Below are 19,635 nucleotides of genomic sequence, written 5' to 3' on the forward strand. Positions count from 1 at the left end.
TGGGCGACGATGGCGACGGTCGGTACCGGGCTCGTTATCGCCATGCCGGCCATCGCTCAGGCCGAAAGGTTCGACGTTTCACCGGGACGGCTCGGCGACGTGGCAGCGACGCTCGGCGCGCAGGCTGGGATCACGATAACGGTGACCGATCCGATCATCGCCGCCAGACGATCGCCGGGCGTCCGGGGTGCGCGTTCGGTGTCCGCCGCATTGACGGAGGCGATCAAGGGGACTGGTGCCGACTTCGTCTTCTACGATCGCAAGACCGTCCGGATCATGGCACGGAAAATCATCCCGCCGAAAGAACCCAAACGTCGCGTTCCGGTAAGGACACCGATCGAGATCGCCGAAGTGCCTGGCGATATCATCGTTACCGCCAGCAAGCAGGGAGCGCTGCTCGACAGTTTCCCGGGTTCGGTGAAGCTCATGGAATTCGATGCCGGCTGGCTGGCGCGCAACGCCGGCAACGGTAGCGCGGCGATCGCCGAACTGCTTCCGACCATGGGCTCCACGAATTTGGGCCCCGGGCGGGACAAGCTGTTTATCCGGGGGATCGCGGACAGCAGTTTCAGCGGCCAGACCCAGGCGACCGTCGGCCAGTATCTCGGCGAAGTACGCCTGAATTACAGTGCGCCGGATCCCGATCTGAACCTGTACGACATGGAACGCGTCGAAATCCTGGTCGGTCCTCAGGGCACGTTGTACGGCGCCAGTGCGCTCGGCGGGATCATGCGCTTCGTCCCGAACGCACCGGCGACCGACCGCATCGCCGCGACCGCTTCCGCCGGACTGAGTTCGACACGGTCGGGCGGCGTCGGGGGCGACGGTGCCGCGATGCTCAACATCCCGATCGCGGCGGACCGCATCGCCCTGCGCATCGTCGCATTCGGGGCGCGCGAAGCCGGATATATCGACGATCCGTCCCGCAATCTGCGCGACATCAACACGACGCGAAGCTTTGGGCAGCGCGTGACGCTGCGCATCGCCGATCTTTCGGGCTGGACCGTCGATATCGGTGGCGTCGAGCAGAATATCACCAGCCGCGACGGGCAGTACACGATCCGGGGCGATCCGCCGCTGACCCGCGCGACGGCGATCGCGCAGCCGTTCCGCGATCATTATCATCTCGGCTACGTGACCGCGCGACGTCCGCTTGGGCGGGGGGAGATCGTCACGACGGCGTCGGTGGTCGAGCATGATTTTACGACCGTCTTTGATGCGACGGGATATCTCGGCACAACGTCGCCGCTCAAGTTCGAAGAGACGAACGCGATCCGTGCCTATGCTTACGAGACGCGCGTATCGGGTGGAGGCCAGCGATCGCCTTGGGTGGCGGGGGTGGCGGGGATCCATAACATCAGCCGATTGTCACGTTCGATCGGGGTGCCGGATGCGCTCGAGCAGATCGCCGGCGTCCGTAACCGGCAGATGGAATTCGCACTGTTCGGACAGGCGTCGAAGCCCATAACACGAACGTTGACGGCGACGGCGGGCGTACGCGTCACGCTGGCACGAAGCGCGGGCAGCCTGCTCGACAAATCCAAGAATGGATCGAAGGAGCCCTCCAGTACGGCGCTGCCTGCACTGCCGAGCTTCGCGGTGGATTGGCAGCCGTCCCGGTCGTTCTCGAGCTTCGTGCATTTCCAGAAGGGGTTCAGGGCTGGCGGTCTCGCGGTGGCACCATCGGGCGACGCGCTGGATAGCCGGAAATTCGTGGCCGACGATCTGTCGATGACCGAACTCGGCGTACGGTGGGGGCGCAGGGGGGATGATCGGTTGAGTATTCGCGCCGCGATCTTCTTCGCCGACTGGAATCACATCCAGGCCGACCTCGTCGATACGTCGGGTTTGCCGTACACCGCCAATGTGGGGGACGGGCGGGTCTATGGGCTGGACGCTGAGATAACGTGGCGGCTGTCGCCCGCGCTCACGCTCACCGGCGCGGCGTTCGTCAACAACAGCAAGCTGTACGCGGCCGAGGCCGATTTCGGCACGTCCGAAGAGCAGACTTTGCCCAACGTTCCGAGGAACGGCACGCGCGCGGCCGCTACCTGGCAAAAGACCATCGCCGAGGGGGTGAATTTGAGCGCGGACGTGTCGGTGCGCTACATCGGTGAATCCCGACTTGGTGTCGGCCCTGTCCTCAACATCCCGCAAGGCCGATATGCGGTCGGCGATCTGGGGGGGCGGTTGGGCTTCGATAGGTTCGGCGTGTCGCTCGACATCGACAATATCGGCGACGTCCGCGCGAACAGTTTCGCGCTCGGCAATCCGTTCAGCGTGGCCGAGCGCAACCAGATGACCCCGCTCAGGCCGCGTACCATCCGACTGGGTTTCGACGTCCGCTTCTGACGACCGCTCGATCAGGACGAACTGCTTTCCGCCAGTGCGCGCAACCACTGCCGATACCGGTGAAGGGTATCAATCCAGCAACCCGCCGACGGCATTGTTTGAACCGGAGCGGTGACTTGGCGCCGGGCGATTTGGCGCTGGTGGAGCCGAAGGGAATCGAACCCTTGACCTCCGCAGTGTGATTCCTCCGAATGGCGCACTTCCTGTGCGATAACGCGGCCAAAGGGTCACGATGACGTACGATCTAACCGTCGGCATGGGCGTTTTACGATACCAGCGTGATACCAAGCGCACAGGCCCGGGTGGAGCTAGATCTTGATTGGCAAACTTGACGACTGCCAAGTCGGAAAATGTTGGTTTTGCTTGGTCTGCTGGATAGAACGGTCGCGAGGAGAATACGATGATCGCGTTCTTGCTAGTGCAGCTGATCCAGAATTTGCCGATTAAGGCGGAGCCGCAAAAAGATATCGTGGTCACTGCTAGGCGCCTAGGCGATTCTTATGCAGAGTGCTTGGAACGCCGCTGTACGCCGGCGCAGGATGCGCACGTTACGATCGCGCTGGCAGAGCAACGATTGCGGGAAGGGAAGTATGTACTGGCCAAAGACATGCTGGCCAAGGCGGTTGGACGCAATCGCGGGTTCGAAAAGACGTACCCGCGATCATTGGCGGCGTTGTACGATGCCTATGGTACCGTGGCGTTTCACGAGGGAGACACGGAGGTGTTTCGGCGTGCGACATCAAGCCAAATGGGCGTGCTCCGTCGCAACCTTCCGAACACAGACCCCTCCGTAGTCTACGCCACCATCCACGTGGGTGACATGTGGGTAAAGCTAAAACACTTCCGATCGGCGGACGCGAGCTACGCCGAGGCCGAAAAGGAGGCTCGTGAACATGGACAAGGTGTTGCGGCACTGGTGGCATCTCTGCGGCGCGTGTCGTTGCTGACCGCGGTCGGTCGCATGGAACAGGCGGAGAAAATACTCGTGGCCGTCGAGCACGATCCCCAGGTAGACAATGCCAGCATTCGGGCCGGCGTCCAGACTGCCCGAGCAAGGCTTGGCACGAAGCGCGAGAATGGTGGTTCCATTGATGATCTCGTGAAGGGTATCACGCCGATGGCAAACGGAGAGCCTATCCTCGTTCAGGAGCCGTCCTTCGCCCAATCGCCCGCGGAACACGCGAAGGAAACGGCACGACTCTTCTTGGGAAGCACGCCCGGCGACGACATCCCCTCGGGTATAGAGTGGGCCGATGTTAGTTTTCGGGTGAAGCCAGATGGTCATACCGAAGATATCACTGTGTTGCGAGGCACGCTGTCGACAGCCCAAACGCGGATGATCCTCAAGCAGATCGCTGGCCGTCGCTATGCGGTAACCAGTACCGACAACGTCGCACAGAATGATCGATTGGAGCGCTACACCTATCGCGGGACTTATACAGTGCCGGCCAACAGCCGCATCCGACGACGCTGGGGATTGGCGGACATGACCGTTCTCGATCTATCCGATGCCCCGCCCTCTATCAAAGGGAAGCCCGCGCCTTGAGTTACAAACGTAAGCGAGGACGTAACTTAGGCGAGAACGTAACTCGTGCGCGAGGCAACCGACCGTTTAGCCGTGGAGCCGTAAAGCCCTTTGTTTTCAACGGCAGTTGCCCGCGTGTCCCTGAATTGTCACTTCATGAATATCAATGGCTTGCCCGGTCGGAGGCATCCTAGGGTGAGACCATAAACGAAACAGTTTGGCCGTACGCATTCCGAATTGATGTGAGGATCCGTACCGATGGTAACCCCGCCCAACCCGCGCATGTGGTTTCCCCCAACTGGCGAACGAGCAAGGTTGGAGCCTTGCCAGTCTGTCGGCGACGATCGGGCGTAATCCCGCTTACCTTCAGCAGTTCGTCGCACGTGGATATCCGTAACGATTGCCGGAAGACGAGCGGCGCCGAGCTCGCTATCGTGTTGAACGCCGATGAACGCGAGCTCGGCGTTAAGCGAGCACGCGCCGACGGCGAACATGAGCGCGCCGACGCCGACCGCTGTCGTGCGGGCGAGGTTGATCACGACACGCCAGCCGTGCCCGTCGAATGATGGAGGCGCGAGCGTCATCGGTCCCTCCGCGGAAGCCTCGGCCGCAAAGCTGCTGTTTGCTGTCGCAGTCATGCGTCATCCTTTCCTGCGATCGTTTGGCTGCGGTTAAGTGATTGAATTTTAAGCAGAGAGTTGGTTGGCATCACAGCGCGAAAAGCCGATCCGACCTCAGCGGAGCTGCTTTCAAATAATAATGGACGTATTTAGTTGATGAGAGAAACGTGACTCCGGGGTGGGTCGGTGAACAGATACTAGAGTGCTAGATATGAAACAGTATGCTCGGAAAATCGCGCTCAAAGCTGAACCCTTGGTGTTCAAAGCAATCAGTCCCCTATTAGAGGGGCGTAAGGCGCGACACACACGAAGCTTTTCGGCCCAAAAGTATTGCAAAGGGTACGGCGCTGAGACCGGGGCATTGATGCAGCCAATTCTTGTACCAGCCGGATCCAAGACGAGATATATTGATGCGATGCCCTCGTCTTACTGGCGAGGACTTCCCGGGAATGAGAACGTTGACATCGTTGATCCGGACATCATCGACGACGGTGCCACGTTAATTTCGGTAGCAGACGGCACGTTCGATTACTTGATCGCGGCGCACGTCCTTGAGCATGTGGATGACGCGATTGCCGCGCTAAAGACATGGGTTCGGGTCGTGAAGCCAGGAGGGCATATCCTTATCGCAGTCCCCGACAAGCGGTTCTGCGGGGAGCAGGATCGGCCGACAACGAGCGTTCCGCACTTCATCTGCGATCACGAGGAAGGCCCGCAGTTTTCCGCCGAAGAACACTATTGTGATTTCGGCACCCATCTGAAAGGCTACTCGGCCCGAAGCGCAGATCGATGCAGCTGTGGGCCATAGCGAGCAGGTGGCCGGCGTGAGCTATACCCACCTGCGCCCCGAGTACCTGCGCGAATTTACCCCTTCGACCGAGGCATTTTGGGAGGCCGTAGGCGAGTTCACCGCCACGTGCGATACTAACGTGGTTACGCTGACCGGAGCGCGCGAATGGCGAATGGATCGAATGCTTTCGCGTGGTGGAGCCGAAGGGAATCGAACCCTTGACCTCTGCAGTGCGATTGCAGCGCTCTCCCATCTGAGCTACGGCCCCGTGCGGTGGCCAGAGGCCATGATCGAGCCATTAGCGGGTGGTTTTGGGCGATGCAATGGTCGCCGCCAGTCCTTCCCACACGTCGTCGCAGGGCTGCGTCCTGTCGCCGCCACATGGCCGGGTTTGCAGGAACATTCCGCCCTTTTGGCGTTTGTAGTCTTCGGAATGTACGGCCCCGCGATCGACGACAGATCGACGAAGCCGGCAGCCGCAGGACAGCAATTAGGAGGTTCCTATGGTCTACGAACGCAACACCCGAGATCGCCAGTCGGGCGACTATTACGGTCGGCCGAACTCAAATGACTATGGTCGCGATTTCCGCGCGGACGGTGGCGGCTACGGTCGTTCCAGCGCGCGTGAGTATGAAGCCGCCGGCGAATATGATCGCGACGATAACCGCAGCGGCCGTGGTCAGGGATATCAGGGGCGTGACGACCAGGGACGCGGCGATCAATATGCTCGCGAGCAGGGCGGTCGCGACTATTATGGCGGCCACAATGATCGCTCGCAGCCATCGGGCGGCGATCGCTATGGCCAGTCGCGTTACGGCCAGGGATCGGGCCAGGGCTACGGCCAGCAGGGTTACGGGCAGCAGGGCTATGGCCAGCAGCGCTCCGGCCAGGGCTATGGCCAGCAGGGCTATGGCCAGCGCAGCCAGGGTTCGAGCGATACCGAATACCACGGTAGCTATGCATCGGATGGTCGCCGTTTCGAGGACGTAGGCCGCAACCGCGACGCCGATGACGACAACCGCAACTCCTCACGCGGCGGCAGCCGTAACGAGGGGCGTGATTATGGTCGCCAGCCACAGGGTTACGACTATGACGATCGCGGGTTCATCGCGCGCGCAGGCGACGAAGTTCGCTCGTGGTTCGGTGACGACGAGGCCGAGCGTCGCCGCGAAGCCGATGCGCGCTATGACGAGCGCTCGTATGGTAATTCGGACAACCGTGCGTTCGGCAATCGCTCGTCGAACACGCATGACGACCATTATCATGGCTGGCGCAGCACGCAGATCGCGGCGCTCGACCGTGACTATGACGAGTATCGGAACGAGAACCGCTCGAAGTTCGAGACCGAGTTTTCGTCGTGGCGCAATGAGCGCCAGGGCCAGCGCAGTTCGCTGTCGCAGGTCACCGAGCATATGGAAGTTGTCGGTTCGGATGGCAGCCATGTCGGCACGGTCGACAAGGTGAAGGGCGACCGGATCCTGCTGACCAAGAACGACCGCGATGCGGGTGGCGTGCACCACTCGATCCCGTCGCGCTGGATCAAGGCCGTCGACGGCAAGGTGACGCTGTCGAAGTCGGCCGACGAGGCCAAGGCGGCGTGGAAGGAAGAAGAGCGCAACTCGGCGATGTTCGAGTACGGCGATCGCACGGGCGGCGACAAGAAGGATGCCGGCACCAGCGGTTATGCTTCGAGCGCCTCGACCGGCAGTTCGTCCACCACGGGTGCGGCATCGACCAGCAGCACGACGTCGGACACGCTCGGCAAGGCGGGTTCGACCACGTATTGATCGCATGACGATATTGACCGGCGTCGCCTGACGCAGGTCGAAAAGGGGCCCGGGCGGAAACGTCCGGGCTTTTTTGCGGGTTGCGCGCGCAGGGCTTTTCGCCATACCCGCAACACGAATAATCTAGACAGGAGCAAGTTTATGGCCCGTGCATGGAGCCTGAAGGCACGTCCGCAAGGCATGCCGAAGCATACCGACTTCGCCATGATCGATCTCGATACGGCCGCGCTCGGCGCCGGCGAGGTGCGCATTGCCAATCGCTGGCTGTCGGTCGACCCGTACATGCGCGGGCGTATGAACGACGTGAAGAGCTATGTCCCGCCGTTCGCGTTGGGCGAAGCGATGCAGGGCGGCGCGGTCGGCGAAGTGGTCGAGAGCAACGACGACGGCATCAAGGTCGGCGACATGGTGCTGCACATGGCCGGCTGGCGCGACGAAGCGGTGGTGCCCGCCGCGCAGGTGCAGAAGCTGCCCGCGCTCGACGTGCCTCCGCAGGCGTTTCTGGGTCAGCTCGGCATGCCGGGGATGACCGGGTATTTTGGGCTGCTTCAGGTTGCCGAGGCGAAGGCGGGCGACACGGTGTTCGTGTCGGCGGCGGCGGGTGCGGTCGGATCGACCGTGGTGCAGGTCGCCAAGGCCAAGGGCATGACGGTGATCGGCTCGGCTGGCGGCGCGGAGAAGTGCGCGTGGGTGAAGTCGCTCGGTGCGGATGCGGTGATCGACTATAAGAGCGACGTGCCGGTGGTGAAGGCGCTTGGCGAGGCGGCGCCGAAAGGCATCGACGTGTATTTCGACAACGTCGGCGGCGAGCATCTCGATGCGGCGTTGGCGCATGCGCGGATGCACGCCAGGTTCGCGGTGTGCGGGATGATCGATGTGTATAACAGCGGCGCGGCGACGCAGCTTAAGTACCTCGCGCGGCTGATCGGTAACCGCGTGCAGATCCGCGGGTTCATCGTCAGCGACTACATGAATCGCGCCGAGGAGTTCTACAAGGACATGGGCGGGATGCTGGCGGCGGGGACGCTGAAGCGGCAGGAGACCGTGCACGAGGGGCTCGAGACGATGCCGGACGCGTTCCTTGGGCTGTTCTCGGGTGGGAACACGGGGAAGATGCTCGTCAAGGTTTGAGCTAAACGTCTTCCATTCCAGCACCTACCCCCCCCGGCGGAGGCCGGGGTCCAATTGGAAAGGTCGCGGTAACGGAGCGTAACGCCCGTCATTGGCGGCCCCCAATTGGGCCCCGGCCTTCGCCGGGGTGGGGGCAAGGTCTGACCGCCTCGCTGAAATGACGATCAGGTCGATCCGCGGGCCTACAACCACTTCGCCTGCTTGAACTTCACGTACAGCGCGGCGCAGACGACCCCGATCACCCCCAGTACGACGAAATACCCGTATTCCGTCTTCAGCTCGGGCATGTTTTCGAAGTTCATGCCGTAGATCCCGGCGATCGCGGTCGGGACTGCGAGGATCGCGGCCCAGGCGGCGAGCTGGCGGGTGATCGCGCCGGTGCGTTGTTGCTCCAGCAGGTTGCTGAATTCGAACACCGACGTCAGCACTTCGCGCAGGCCCTCGACCATCGTCTGCACGCGACGGACGTGGTCGAGCACGTCGCTGAAATACGGTTTCGCCTCGGTATCGATACAGGGCAGGTCGAGGCGGACGATCTTGCCTGCAACCTCACCCATCGGTCCGAGGATGCGTTGGAAGCGGATCATTTCGCGTCTCAGACCAAAGATACGGACAATTTCGTCGCGGCCTAGGAATGCGTCGATCGTGCGTTGTTCCATCGCCAGCACCTCGTCCTCGATGCTCTCGACGATCGGAAGGTAGCCGTCGACGACGTAGTCCAGAATTGCGTGGAGGACATAGTCGACGCCGTTGATCAGCAACGTCGGCGCGGCTTCGAGCTGTTCGCGGAGTGCCTTGTGCGACCGTGCCGAGCCGTGGCGGACGCTGATGATGTGGCTGTGGCCGACGAAGATCGCGGTTTCGCCATATGCGATCTTGTCCTGCTCCAACTGCGCGGTGCGGGCGACGACGAAGAGCTGATCGCCATAGACGTCGACCTTGGGCAGCTGGTCCGCCTTGATCGCGTCCTCCACTGCCAGCGGGTGGAGGTTATACTGGTCCTTCAGCGTCCGCATCTCGGCGTCGGTCGGGTCGCAGATGCCGATCCAGACGAACTCGGAACGGTCCGCGGGACAGTCGACCTTTTCGTCGATCGAGACCGCGCGGACGCGCTTGCCATGACGATAGAGATACGCGGCGACGACCGTCATGGAGCCTCGGAGATTACGCTGACTGGGCTCGCGCCGGTATCAGAACGCCGGCAGGACCGCACCTCGATAATGCTGCTCGATGAAGGTCTTGGTGGCCGGGCTGCGCAGCGCGGCGATCAGTTTCACGACCCGTGGGTCCTTCTCGCCGCCGGGCAGGCCGACGACGAAATTGACGTAGGGGCTGTTCTTGTCCTCGATCGCGAGCGCGTCGCGGACCGGGTTGAGCTTCGCGTCGAGCGCGTAGTTGGTGTTGATCAGCGCGAGATCGACTTCGCCGAGCGTGCGGGGCAGGGTGGCGCCCTCCAGTTCCTTGAACTGCAGGTTCTTCGGGTTGGTGGCGATGTCGTTGAGGCTCGACAGCGGATTGGTCGGGTTCTTGAGCGTTATAAGCCCAGCCTTTTGGAGCAACAGCAGCGCGCGGCCACCGTTGCTCGGCTCGTTGGGGATCGCGACGGTCGCGCCGTTGGGTACCTGCGCGATCGACTTCCACTTGCGCGAATAGGCGCCGAGCGGTTCGACGTGGACGCCGGCATAGGTGACCAGATGCGTGCCGCGCGAGGCGTTGAACTCGTCGAGATACGGCTTGGTCTCGAAATAGCTGACGTCGATCTGCTTCTGCTCGACCTGGAGGTTGGGCTGGACGTAGTCGTTGAAGACGCGGATCTGGAGGTCGACGCCTTCCTTGGCCAGCGTCGGCTTGATCGACTCCAGGATTTCGGCATGCGGCACGGCGGTCGCGGCGACGGTCAGCGTCTTGCCGTCATTGGTCTTGGTACCACCGCAGGCGGCGAGTGCGAGCAGCGAGAACGAGGCGAGCAAGGTGCGGCGGTTCATGCGAATTCCTAGCGGCGGGTGAAGTGGCGGGCGAGCGCGTCGCCAGCATATTGGATGATCTGGACGAGCACGACCAGCAGCACGACGGTCACGACCATGACGTCGGTCTGGAAGCGCTGATAGCCGAAGCGGATCGCGAGGTCGCCAAGCCCGCCCGCGCCAACTACGCCCGCCATCGCGGTGAACGAGACGAGCGCGACTGCGGTGACGGTGGCGCCGGCGATCAGTCCGGGGAGCGCCTCGGGGATCAGCGCGCCGGTGACGATCTGGCGCGTGGTGGCGCCCATCGCCTGCACCGCCTCGATCGTGGTGCGGTCGACTTCCTTGAGCGATCCCTCGACGAGCCGTGCGTAGAACGGCGCGGCGCCGACGACGAGCGGCGGGATCGCGCCGGCGACGCCTAGCGAGGTGCCGACGAGCATCACGGTGAGCGGGATCATCACGATCAGCAGGATGATGAAAGGGACGGAACGGAGGATGTTGACGATGATCCCGAGCACGGCGTTGGCGACGCGGTTCTGCGACAGGCGGTCCCGGTCGGTGAGGTAGAGCAGGACGCCGAGCGGGAGGCCGAACGCGATCGTGAGGATCAGCGATCCGCCGAGCATGACCAGCGTGTCGAGGCAGGCCTTGCCGATGTCCGACCAGTCGATGTTGGCGAAGAAGCTCATGCCGCCAGCGCCGCGAGCATGCGCTGCGTTGCCGGGTGGGCGGCGTTGGCGAAGATGTCGGCGACGTCGCCGGTCTCGACGATGCGGCCGCGCTCGAGGACGGCGACGCGGTCGCAGACGTAGCGGACGACGTCCATTTCGTGGGTGATGAGGACGATCGTCAGGCCGAGGTCTCGGTTGAGCTCGCGGAGGAGGGTGAGGACCGAGCGGGTGGTTTCGGGATCGAGTGCGCTGGTCGCTTCGTCACAAAGGAGGATGTCGGGGTCGGTGGCGAGCGCGCGGGCGATACCGACGCGTTGCTTCTGGCCGCCGGAGAGCTGGGCAGGGTATTTGGCGGCGTGATCGGCGAGGCCTACGCGGTCGAGCAGTGCGGCGACTTTCGTCTCGCGCTCGGCTTTGGATACGCCCGCGAGCACGAGCGGGAACGCGACGTTCGCGGCGACCGTGCGCGACGACAGCAGGCCGAAGTTCTGGAAGATCATGCCGATCCGGCGGCGTAGCGCGCGCAGGTCCGCCGCCGACAACGCGGCTACTTCGACACCATCGACCTCGACCCGGCCTGAACTCGGGCGTTCGAGCGCGTTGATCAGGCGGATCAGCGTCGACTTGCCTGCGCCGGACTGGCCGATGACGCCAAATACGCCGCGCGCCGGGATTTCCATCGACACGCCGTCGAGGGCAGCCGCGTCGCTTGCCGGGTAGGTTTTAACGACGTCAGTTAGGCGTATCATGCGGTGCCCATGACCTGCGCGGCAAACCGCTCCATTTCCTCGGCCTGTGGGCTCATCTGAAGCAGCAGCAGGTCGAGACCGGCCGCCTCGTACTCAGCGACGCGCTCCTTCAACTGTTCGGGCGTGCCGACCAGATTGGGACGCAGGCCGCGGTTGGAGACGGAATATTCCTGGATCTTGAGTTCGCGTTCGAGCTGCGTGCCCGACAGCCACTGGTCGAAGTTCGCGTAGCCGGCGGGGAGTTCGGTGACGCTGGTGACGCGCTCCAGCTCGCGCTTGGCCTCTGCCTCGCTGTCGCGGACGATCGCGTAGGCGGCCATGCCATATTGCATCGGCGCGCCGCCGGCTGCCTCGCGTCGCGCGGCCATGTCGGCGATCTTCGGGGCGATCGCGTCGGCGGGGTCGCCGTGCATGACGTACGCGTCGCACTGCGCGGCGATCATCGCCTTGGCCTTCTCGCTTTCGCCGCCCGCGTAGACGGTCGGGCGCTTGGCGGGCTTGGGTGAGCAGATCGCTTGTTCGGTGGTGTAGAACTGGCCCGCGAAGTCGAAGCGCTCCTGCGTCCACAACCCATCGACGACGGTCAGCCACTCGGCGGTGCGCGCGTAGCGATCGTCGTGCTGGTCGAACTGGAGGCCGTATTGCTTGGCCTCGTCCGCCCACCAGGACGACACGACGTTGAGCGCGAGCCGCCCGCCGGAGATCCGATCGATGTTCGCCGCCGCCTTGGCGAACAGCGCGGGGTGGTGGAAGTTCGGGCGGACCGCGACCATCAGCTCGATGCTGTCGGTCACCGCCGCCAGCGCCGCCGCAGTCGACCATGCGTCGAGTGCGGGCTGTTCGATACCCTTGATATCGTTGAGGTTCAGCTCGGCGATCAGCGTCAGGTCGTAGCCCCAGCGCTCGGCGTTCTGCGTCAGCGCCTTGTTATACGCCCAACTCGCCTCCATCCCCTCGTCGGGGACGTTGCGAAGCCAGCCGCCGAAGACGGGAGTCCAGTAACCATAGCGCATCAGCGGGCCTTCTCGATCTGTTCGATCAGGTAATCGACGAGGCGGTCGTGGGGATCCCAGCCGAGCACATCCAAGGGCTTGGCGACGAAATTCGACAGCGCGTTGATGTCGTAGAAGCGCGCGACGCCGTCGCGGTCGTCGATCATCACCTCGACCCCGCCGACGTCGAGATCGACCGCGCGGGCGATCGCTTCGGCGGCGTCCTTCAAGGTCTGCGAGGGCTCGACCGCGGCCATCCTGATGCCCGAGCCGGGGACGACGCATGCATCCGCGGGGCAGAGATCGAATGCGCCGCCGCCCGCGACCTCGATCGCGTAGAGGAACTTGCGGTCGAGCGTCTCGATCCGGGTGATCGCACCGTCGCGGACGGGAACGTATTCCTGGACCAGCAGCACGCCGTCTACGCTGCTCGGCAGGCCGGCATCGGCTACCGCGGTGCGCAGTTCGTCGAGGCTGTCGAAGCGGATGATGCCTGCGCCTGATCCGCCGATGTTCGCCTTCACGACCAGCGGGAAGCGCAGCGTCTGCGCGGCAGGGACGACGTCGGCGGCGCGGTGGACGACGCGAGTCTCGGGGATCGCGAGGCCTAGCGAGGCGATCAGCGACAATTGGCGGGCCTTGGAGGCGTCGATCGCGAGGACGTCGGTGCCATTGACCACGCGTGCGCCGGTGCGGCGCCAGTGATCGAGCAATGCCATCGTGTCGAAGATCGGATGCTCGTCGTTGCGCAGGAAGCTCGACATCGCGATGCGGTTGAAGACGACGGGGGCGGGGGCGCTCTGGTCGGCGGGGTTCCAGAAACCGTCCGGCGTCGCGCGCGAGAAGTCGACGCCTCGGCGGTCGAGGGCGGCGAACAGCGGTTCGAACCAGAGCGGGTGCTCGTAGAGAATGGCGAGATCGGTCATCGCGACCCGGATACGCATTGCGCACGGGCGTGCAAACCCAAGCAAAACTTTGCCGCGCGCAATATCGTGTCGCCGGGCCGCTGACAGGGAGGGGAGGACGCGGTAGCGTAGCGGATGATCTCCAGATTCGTCACGCTCGCTCTTGCCGTCCTCGGCGCGGTTTCCGTCTCGGCGCAGGAGGCTCCGCTTGCGCCGCCGCCTGTTGCTCCGGCGACCGTCTCGATCGTGATGACGACGAGCGAGGGGCCGATCACGCTGGCGCTGGAGAAGGATCGCGCGCCGCTGACGACCGCGAACTTCCTGCGCTATGTGGATCAGAAGCGGCTCGATGGGGTGACGTTCTACCGGGCGATGAAGCTCGGGGCGGACTCCGGGTTGATCCAGGGCGGGCCGCGGGGTGATGCGAAGCGGCTGCTGCCGCCGGTGAAGCATGAGCCGACCAGCCAGACCGGGCTGTCGCATGTCGACGCGACGATCTCGATGGCGCGGTTCGCGCCGGGGAGCGCGACGGCGGACTTCTTCATTACGGTCGGGCCGGTGTTGTCGCTCGATGCGAACCCGGCTGGGAGCGGGGATACGGCCGGGTTCGCGGCGTTCGGGCACGTCGTTGAGGGGATGGACGTGGTGAAGCGGATTCTTGCTGCGCCGACGTCGCCGACTGCCGGGGTTGGGGTGATGAAGGGGCAGATGATTGCTGCGCCGGTTAAGATTTTGACCGTTCGTCGGGTGAAGTAACGCCACCACTCAATTCCACCCCGGCGGAGGCCGGGGCCCAATTGGGGGACGTTGCTAACGTGGGACTGCGATCAGTTACTCCTACCTTTCCAATTGGGCCCCGGCCTTCGCCGGGGTGGTGTGAGGAAAGGTTACCCGCCACTAGATTGTTTCCCCGCGAAGGCGGGGACCCAGACTGGGCTCCCGCCTTCGCGGGAGAACAAGGGGGCGGGTGGTGCCGTTAGTCGAGGGCCTCAGGCCGGCGCCATCACCCGGATGATTCCGGCCGCGACCTTGGCCGTTACCGGGGTCTTCGCCAGAACCTCCCCGTCGATCGAGATCGGCAGCGGCGGGATCGTGTTGATCTTCAGGCTCTTTCCCCGAAAGTCCCGCACCTTCTCGTGACGAGACTCGAGCCGGAACACGCTCGCATACCAGTTCTGCACCAGTCGCCGCTTCACGTGCCCCATCACCGCCTGCACGACGATCTCGCCCGAATCGACTGCCGCCGCATCCACCAGTTCGGTGCCGCCATGATAGGGCCCGTTCGAGATTCGCACCTCGACGACGCGGATCTTCACCGCGGTCGGGCCTTCGCCGACGATCAGCGTGAACGGGCGGAAGCGCATATATTGATACGTCGCCCACGCCAGATAGCCGACCTTGCCGAAGATCTTCTTCAACCCGTGCGGGACCGTCTCGGCGATCTTTGGGCTGATGCCCATCGCCGCGCAGTTTGCGAAATAATCGCCGTCGATCATGCCGAGATCGATCCTGCGCGGCTTGCCGGTGCGGATCACCTCCACCGCGCCCTCGATATTCAACGGAATGCCGAGCGTGCGCGCAAAACTGTTGGCGGTGCCGAGCGGCAGTACGCCGAGGATCACGTCGTGGCCGACCATCAGGTCCACCAGCCCGCTGACCGTACCGTCGCCGCCGCCGAGAATCAGCAGGTCCGGCTTCTTCGCGAGCGCCCGCAACACCGTCGCCTCCAGGTCCTTCGGATCCTCGACCGCATGCGCGTCGACCTCATAAGGCAGCCCCGACATCGCCGCACAGGCGCGCTTGAACAGCTTCTGGCCCTTGCGCGACTTGGCGTTGACGACGAGCGCCGCGGACGTGATCGTATCGTTCGACATAAGGCCCCCAACGCACGGCATGCGGTTTCGCACCCGTAACGCTTTGCCCGTAAAACTTGATCCGTCGCCGCGCATCCCGCAAAGCCCGCCGCATGACCGCAAGCTATCCCGCGCTTCGCCTCCGTCGCACCCGCGCCTCCGCCTGGAGCCGCCGCCTCCATGCCGAGACCGTGCTGACGCCCGCCGACCTGATCTGGCCGTTGTTCGTCACCGAGGGAGCCGGCGTCGAGCAACCGATCGCCAGCCTGCCGGGCGTGTCGCGCTGGTCGGTCGACGGGATCGTCGCGCGCGGCCGCGAGGCGCGCGACCTCGGCATCCCGTGCATCGCGCTGTTCCCGTATACGCAGGTCGAGCGGCGGACGGAGGATGGTCGCGAGGCGCTCAACCCGGACAATCTGATGTGCCAGGCGATCCGCGCACTGAAGGATGCTGTGCCCGAGGTCGGCGTGCTGACCGACGTCGCGCTCGATCCGTATACGAGCCACGGCCATGACGGGCTGGTCGACGCGGCCGGCTATGTCGTCAACGACACCACCGCCGAGATGCTCGTCGCGCAGGCGCTCAACCAAGCTAATGCGGGTGCGGACATCATCGCGCCGTCGGACATGATGGACGGCCGGATCGGCATGATCCGCAGCGCGCTCGAGGCGGACTCGCACCACAACGTCCAGATCATGTCGTACGCCGCCAAGTACGCGAGCGCGTTCTACGGTCCGTTCCGTGACGCGGTCGGCTCGCGCGGGCTGCTCAAGGGCGACAAGAAGACGTACCAGATGGACAACGCCAACGCCGAGGAGGCGCTGCGCGAAGTCGCGATGGACCTGGCGGAGGGCGCCGACACGGTGATGGTCAAGCCCGGCCTGCCATATCTCGACATCATCGTCCGCGTACGCCAGGCGTTCGAGGTGCCAGTGTTCGCGTATCAGGTGTCGGGCGAATACGCGATGATCGAGCACGCCGTCGCGGCGGGGGCTGCCGAGCGCGACGTGATGGTGCTGGAGACGCTGATGTCGTTCAAGCGCGCCGGTTGCTCGGGTGTGCTGACCTACCACGCGGCGCACGCGGCGAAATTGCTGAATGGCTGACGCTGTCGGCGCGGACGACAGGCCCCTGATGGCGCGCTGGTGCCGGACGATGTTCGTCGCGACGATCCTGACGGGCTCGTTCCTGTTGTTCCTCGTCCAGCCGATGGTCGCGCGGATGGCGTTGCCGCGGCTGGGTGGCGCGCCGGCGGTGTGGAACTCGGCGATGCTGGTGTACCAGGCGCTGCTGCTCGCGGGCTATGCGTATGCGCATTGGCTCGGGCGGGTCAGGCCGCGTGCGCAGGCGGCAGTCCATCTTGGCGTGCTTATCGTTGCGGCACTGTGGTTGCCGATCGGGTTGATCGCGATGGACCTGCCGGCGGACGCGTTGCCAGCCTTGTGGGTGCCGTGGCTGCTCGGGCTGTCGATAGGGCCGTTGTTCTTTGCGGTCTCCGCGCAGGCGCCGCTGATCCAGCGCTGGTTCAGTGCGGCGAGTGGCGGCGGCGATCCGTATGCGCTGTATGCCGCGTCGAACCTCGGCAGTTTCGCGGGGCTGATCGCGTACCCGCTGCTGGTCGAGCCGCTGATGGCGGTGCACGGCCAGAGCCTGTTATGGAGTGGCGGCTATCTGCTGCTGATCGTGCTGGTGCTTGCCTGCGCCACGCGCCTGCCGAAGACCGCGGCGGTCGATCATGTCGCAGCGACCAGCGCGCCGCCGGGCGCGCGGCGGATCGCGCATTGGATCGCGCTGGCGCTCGTGCCGTCGGGGATGATGCTGGCGACCTCGACCTATATCACTACCGATATCGTCGCGATGCCGCTGCTGTGGGTGATCCCGCTCGGGCTGTACCTGCTGAGCTTTAGCGTGGCGTTCGCGAACGATCGCTGGCTCGCCGACCTGCTCACGCGGATCGCGCCGATCACGATTTTGCTGTTCGGTGGCATCATCATGGGCGGGGTCAACGAGCGGCCGTTCTTCAGTGCGGGGATCGCGCTGGTGTTGCTGTTCATGATCTCGGTTGCGTTGCACACGACGCTGTACCGCAAGCGGCCGGCGCCCGATCGTCTGACCGGGTTCTATCTCGCGATGTCGGCGGGTGGCGCGCTCGGCGGGGTGTTCGCTGCGCTGGTGGCGCCAGTGGTGTTCGACTGGACGTATGAGTATCCGCTGCTGATCCTCGCGGCGGGCGCGCTGGTGCCGCAGATGTATCTGTTCGGGCGATTTCGCGCGCTGTGGATGGGCAAGGGGCCGGCGAAACATGTCGCGCTGCTCGCGATCGTCGTCGTGTTGGTTGTCCTGATCGGCTTGCGGATCACCCATCCCGACGGCGCCTTCGGCGAGAGCCGGCAGGGTCTCGATTTCCTCGTGATAGCCGCCATCGGGTTCGTCGCGATCGGCGCGCGGCGGCCGTACATGGTCGTGCTGTCGGGGGCGCTGGTGCTGTTCGGCGGGTATCGGTCGCTCGAGTTCTCGCTCGATCCAGGCGCGCGGGTTCGGAGTTATTTCGGGGTTTATACCGTACGCAACACGCCGGGCCCGAATGGCGGCGTTCGCGAGCTCGATCACGGGACGACGGTGCACGGCATCCAGCTACGTGGTTCGCCTGAGCGCGAGCAGACTCCGACCACCTATTACGCGGCCGGATCGGGCGTAGGGCAGGCGATGCGAGCCGCGCCTGCCTTGTACGGCCCGCAGGCGCGGATAGGTGTCGTCGGGCTGGGGACGGGGACACTGTCTTGTTACGCAAAGCCCGGTCAGCACTGGCGGTTCTACGAGATCGACCCGGCTGTGGTGCGGATCGCGCGCGATACCGGGCAGTTCACCTATCTTTCGCGGTGCCTGCCCAAGTCGGAAATCCGGATGGGCGATGCGCGGATCGCGCTCGCGCATGATGCGCCCGATAGCCTCGACCTGCTCGCGCTCGATGCGTTCTCATCGGACTCGGTGCCTATGCACCTGATGACGCGCGAGGCGTTCGCGACCTATGGCCGCGTGCTGTCGCGAAACGGGCTGCTGCTAGTGCATATCTCGAACCGGTTCATCGATCTCGAACCCGTGATCGCGGCGGCGGCGCGAGAGGGCGGGTGGACTGCGGTCGAGCTGAAATATCGCCCGTCGAGCTTGCTGGTCGATCGCGCGTCGGCGTCGGACTGGGTGGCGTTGTCGCGTGACCCGAAGGCAATCGCGGCGTTGCGAGCGGGTGATGCCGAGTGGGCGCCGCTGGTGCCGCGCAAGGGCTTCACCGCGTGGACCGACGATTATTCGACGATCCTGCCGTTGTTGAAGGGGTTCTAGCCGTCTGATCCTCCCCCGCTAGGGGGAGGTGGCGCCGAAGGCGACGGAGGGGGAGGACACGCAACCAGCATGCTCGCTTTCCTCCCCCTCCGTCTGGCAAGCGCCAGACACCTCCCCCTGGCGGGGGAGGATCAGAAGTGAACTAAGCGGCGGGGAGGCTTGCCTGGATGCGCGTGATCGTGGCGCCTTGGCGATCGTTCTCCGCCTGCGCCTTGTCGCGGATCGCGGCTAGCGCCGGATAGTCGGCTTGCAGCTTGGCAGCGCGATCGGTGGCGCGTTGCTCGATGTCCGTCACTAGTGCGGACGATTGTGCGCGCCAGTCGTCGAGCCCGGCGAGTGCGGTCTGCGCGGCGAGCCACGCGTCGCTGCCGACTGCGCCGCCGCGTGCGGTCCGTGCGAGGGCCTCGGTTTTGGCTGCGTCGCGCGTGAAGCCGGTGGCGATCGCATCGAGCTTGCCCGAGATCGTCCGGATATCGGCATCGAGCACCGGATCGGGCGCGGCCACCGCGGTCTTCACCTCGGGCTCGGCGAATCCGAGCTTCTCGACCGGGCGCAGTCCGAGCGACGGATAGGCGGTGGTATCCTTGCTGCATGCGGACGCCGCGAGCAGGGCGAGTAGCGACAGCGAGCGGAGCGGAGCGGCGAGTTTCATGCCCGCCGCTCTATGCGTCCGCGTCGCGCGACACAACTTTATCGCGCTACGCCCTTGCGCCCCCGAAAATGCCTGCTATCAGCGCCCCTCCAGTGCACCCATAGCTCAGCTGGATAGAGCATCAGACTACGAATCTGAGGGTCGGGCGTTCGAATCGCTCTGGGTGCACCAGGATTTTCCGCTTCACGGCGGGCTTGTCGAACCGGTCACGGGACGGCGATGCACCCATAGCTCAGCTGGATAGAGCATCAGACTACGAATCTGAGGGTCGGGCGTTCGAATCGCTCTGGGTGCACCATTTT

Annotated in this window: 17 protein-coding genes and 3 tRNA genes; 10 read left to right on the forward strand and 10 right to left on the reverse strand. The window is 64.4% G+C overall.

What is annotated here, in order from left to right; all coding sequences use genetic code 11:
* Window positions 1-9: 9 nt before the first annotated feature.
* Both IFR23_RS02095 and IFR23_RS02100 read left to right on the forward strand, forming a co-directional pair.
* Window positions 10-2,352 carry a TonB-dependent receptor gene (locus IFR23_RS02095; RefSeq protein WP_192974487.1) on the forward strand — a complete coding sequence of 781 codons (2,343 nt, stop codon included), beginning with the start codon at window positions 10-12 and terminating at the stop codon, window positions 2,350-2,352.
* Window positions 2,353-2,752: 400 nt separating this feature from the next.
* Window positions 2,753-3,898: a tetratricopeptide repeat protein gene (locus tag IFR23_RS02100; protein ID WP_192974488.1), complete on the forward strand. Its 1,146-nt coding sequence runs from the start codon at window positions 2,753-2,755 to the stop codon at window positions 3,896-3,898.
* 128 nt (window positions 3,899-4,026) lie between these two features.
* Here IFR23_RS02100 and IFR23_RS02105 read toward each other — a convergent pair whose 3' ends face one another.
* Window positions 4,027-4,515: a hypothetical protein gene (locus tag IFR23_RS02105; protein ID WP_192974489.1), complete on the reverse strand. Its 489-nt coding sequence runs from the start codon at window positions 4,513-4,515 to the stop codon at window positions 4,027-4,029.
* A gap of 193 nt (window positions 4,516-4,708) precedes the next feature.
* Here IFR23_RS02105 and IFR23_RS02110 point away from each other — a divergent pair, with 193 nt between their 5' ends.
* Entirely contained in the window at window positions 4,709-5,305 is a 597-nt protein-coding gene (locus IFR23_RS02110) for a methyltransferase domain-containing protein (protein WP_192974490.1), read from the forward strand.
* A 174-nt stretch (window positions 5,306-5,479) separates the two neighbouring features.
* Here the strand turns inward: IFR23_RS02110 and IFR23_RS02115 are convergent.
* Window positions 5,480-5,555, reverse strand: a tRNA-Ala gene (locus tag IFR23_RS02115).
* Window positions 5,556-5,790: 235 nt separating this feature from the next.
* On the opposite strand from IFR23_RS02115, the gene IFR23_RS02120 reads away from it, so the two are divergent.
* Both IFR23_RS02120 and IFR23_RS02125 read left to right on the forward strand, forming a co-directional pair.
* Window positions 5,791-7,074, forward strand: coding sequence for a DUF2171 domain-containing protein (locus IFR23_RS02120; protein WP_192974491.1), 1,284 nt, complete (start codon window positions 5,791-5,793; stop codon window positions 7,072-7,074).
* 141 nt (window positions 7,075-7,215) lie between these two features.
* Window positions 7,216-8,205 carry an NADP-dependent oxidoreductase gene (locus IFR23_RS02125; protein ID WP_192974492.1) on the forward strand — a complete coding sequence of 330 codons (990 nt, stop codon included), beginning with the start codon at window positions 7,216-7,218 and terminating at the stop codon, window positions 8,203-8,205.
* Between the two features lie 182 nt (window positions 8,206-8,387).
* On the opposite strand, the gene IFR23_RS02130 is transcribed toward IFR23_RS02125, so the two are convergent.
* Genes IFR23_RS02130 through IFR23_RS02155 form a run of 6 tightly spaced genes read right to left on the reverse strand, consistent with a single transcriptional unit; the run spans window position 8,388 to window position 13,510 of the window.
* Window positions 8,388-9,356, reverse strand: a complete 969-nt coding sequence (locus IFR23_RS02130; RefSeq protein ID WP_121885960.1) for a magnesium and cobalt transport protein CorA — start codon at window positions 9,354-9,356, stop codon at window positions 8,388-8,390.
* A gap of 39 nt (window positions 9,357-9,395) precedes the next feature.
* A complete protein-coding gene (locus IFR23_RS02135; RefSeq protein ID WP_192974493.1) occupies window positions 9,396-10,190 on the reverse strand; it encodes a MetQ/NlpA family ABC transporter substrate-binding protein in 795 nt (264 codons plus the stop codon).
* A gap of 8 nt (window positions 10,191-10,198) precedes the next feature.
* Complete coding sequence (locus tag IFR23_RS02140; protein WP_192974494.1) at window positions 10,199-10,861, reverse strand: methionine ABC transporter permease; 663 nt, start codon at window positions 10,859-10,861, stop codon at window positions 10,199-10,201.
* Window positions 10,858-11,592, reverse strand: coding sequence for a methionine ABC transporter ATP-binding protein (locus tag IFR23_RS02145; RefSeq protein ID WP_192974495.1), 735 nt, complete (start codon window positions 11,590-11,592; stop codon window positions 10,858-10,860). The genes IFR23_RS02140 and IFR23_RS02145 overlap by 4 nt, the downstream gene beginning before the upstream one ends.
* A complete protein-coding gene (locus IFR23_RS02150; protein WP_192974496.1) occupies window positions 11,589-12,605 on the reverse strand; it encodes an LLM class flavin-dependent oxidoreductase in 1,017 nt (338 codons plus the stop codon). Before IFR23_RS02150 ends, IFR23_RS02145 begins: the two co-directional genes overlap by 4 nt.
* Window positions 12,605-13,510: an ATP-grasp domain-containing protein gene (locus IFR23_RS02155; protein WP_192974497.1), complete on the reverse strand. Its 906-nt coding sequence runs from the start codon at window positions 13,508-13,510 to the stop codon at window positions 12,605-12,607. The genes IFR23_RS02150 and IFR23_RS02155 overlap by 1 nt, the downstream gene beginning before the upstream one ends.
* 114 nt (window positions 13,511-13,624) lie before the next feature.
* On the opposite strand from IFR23_RS02155, the gene IFR23_RS02160 reads away from it, so the two are divergent.
* Window positions 13,625-14,245 carry a peptidylprolyl isomerase gene (locus tag IFR23_RS02160; RefSeq protein WP_192974498.1) on the forward strand — a complete coding sequence of 207 codons (621 nt, stop codon included), beginning with the start codon at window positions 13,625-13,627 and terminating at the stop codon, window positions 14,243-14,245.
* 233 nt (window positions 14,246-14,478) lie between these two features.
* Here the strand turns inward: IFR23_RS02160 and IFR23_RS02165 are convergent, their stop codons facing one another.
* Window positions 14,479-15,363, reverse strand: coding sequence for a diacylglycerol/lipid kinase family protein (locus IFR23_RS02165; RefSeq protein WP_192974499.1), 885 nt, complete (start codon window positions 15,361-15,363; stop codon window positions 14,479-14,481).
* A gap of 92 nt (window positions 15,364-15,455) precedes the next feature.
* Between IFR23_RS02165 and hemB the strand changes: the two genes are divergently transcribed.
* Together hemB and IFR23_RS02175 are read left to right on the forward strand one after the other, a co-directional pair.
* The gene (gene hemB / locus IFR23_RS02170; protein ID WP_121903472.1) at window positions 15,456-16,448 is read left to right on the forward strand and encodes a porphobilinogen synthase; all 993 of its coding nucleotides are present in this window, start codon (window positions 15,456-15,458) and stop codon (window positions 16,446-16,448) included.
* A complete protein-coding gene (locus IFR23_RS02175) occupies window positions 16,441-18,681 on the forward strand; it encodes a spermidine synthase (protein WP_244655392.1) in 2,241 nt (746 codons plus the stop codon). Before hemB ends, IFR23_RS02175 begins: the two co-directional genes overlap by 8 nt.
* A gap of 142 nt (window positions 18,682-18,823) precedes the next feature.
* Here IFR23_RS02175 and IFR23_RS02180 read toward each other — a convergent pair whose 3' ends face one another.
* On the reverse strand, window positions 18,824-19,333 hold the full coding sequence (locus IFR23_RS02180) for a hypothetical protein (protein WP_192974500.1): 510 nt from the start codon (window positions 19,331-19,333) through the stop codon (window positions 18,824-18,826).
* A gap of 94 nt (window positions 19,334-19,427) precedes the next feature.
* Between IFR23_RS02180 and IFR23_RS02185 the strand changes: the two genes are divergently transcribed.
* Both IFR23_RS02185 and IFR23_RS02190 read left to right on the forward strand, forming a co-directional pair.
* A tRNA-Arg gene (locus IFR23_RS02185) sits at window positions 19,428-19,504 on the forward strand.
* 50 nt (window positions 19,505-19,554) lie between these two features.
* Window positions 19,555-19,631, forward strand: a tRNA-Arg gene (locus tag IFR23_RS02190).
* Window positions 19,632-19,635: the final 4 nt, after the last annotated feature.

It is taken from the genome of Sphingomonas sp. CFBP 13603 (assembly GCF_014892665.1).
GTDB lineage: Bacteria > Pseudomonadota > Alphaproteobacteria > Sphingomonadales > Sphingomonadaceae > Sphingomonas.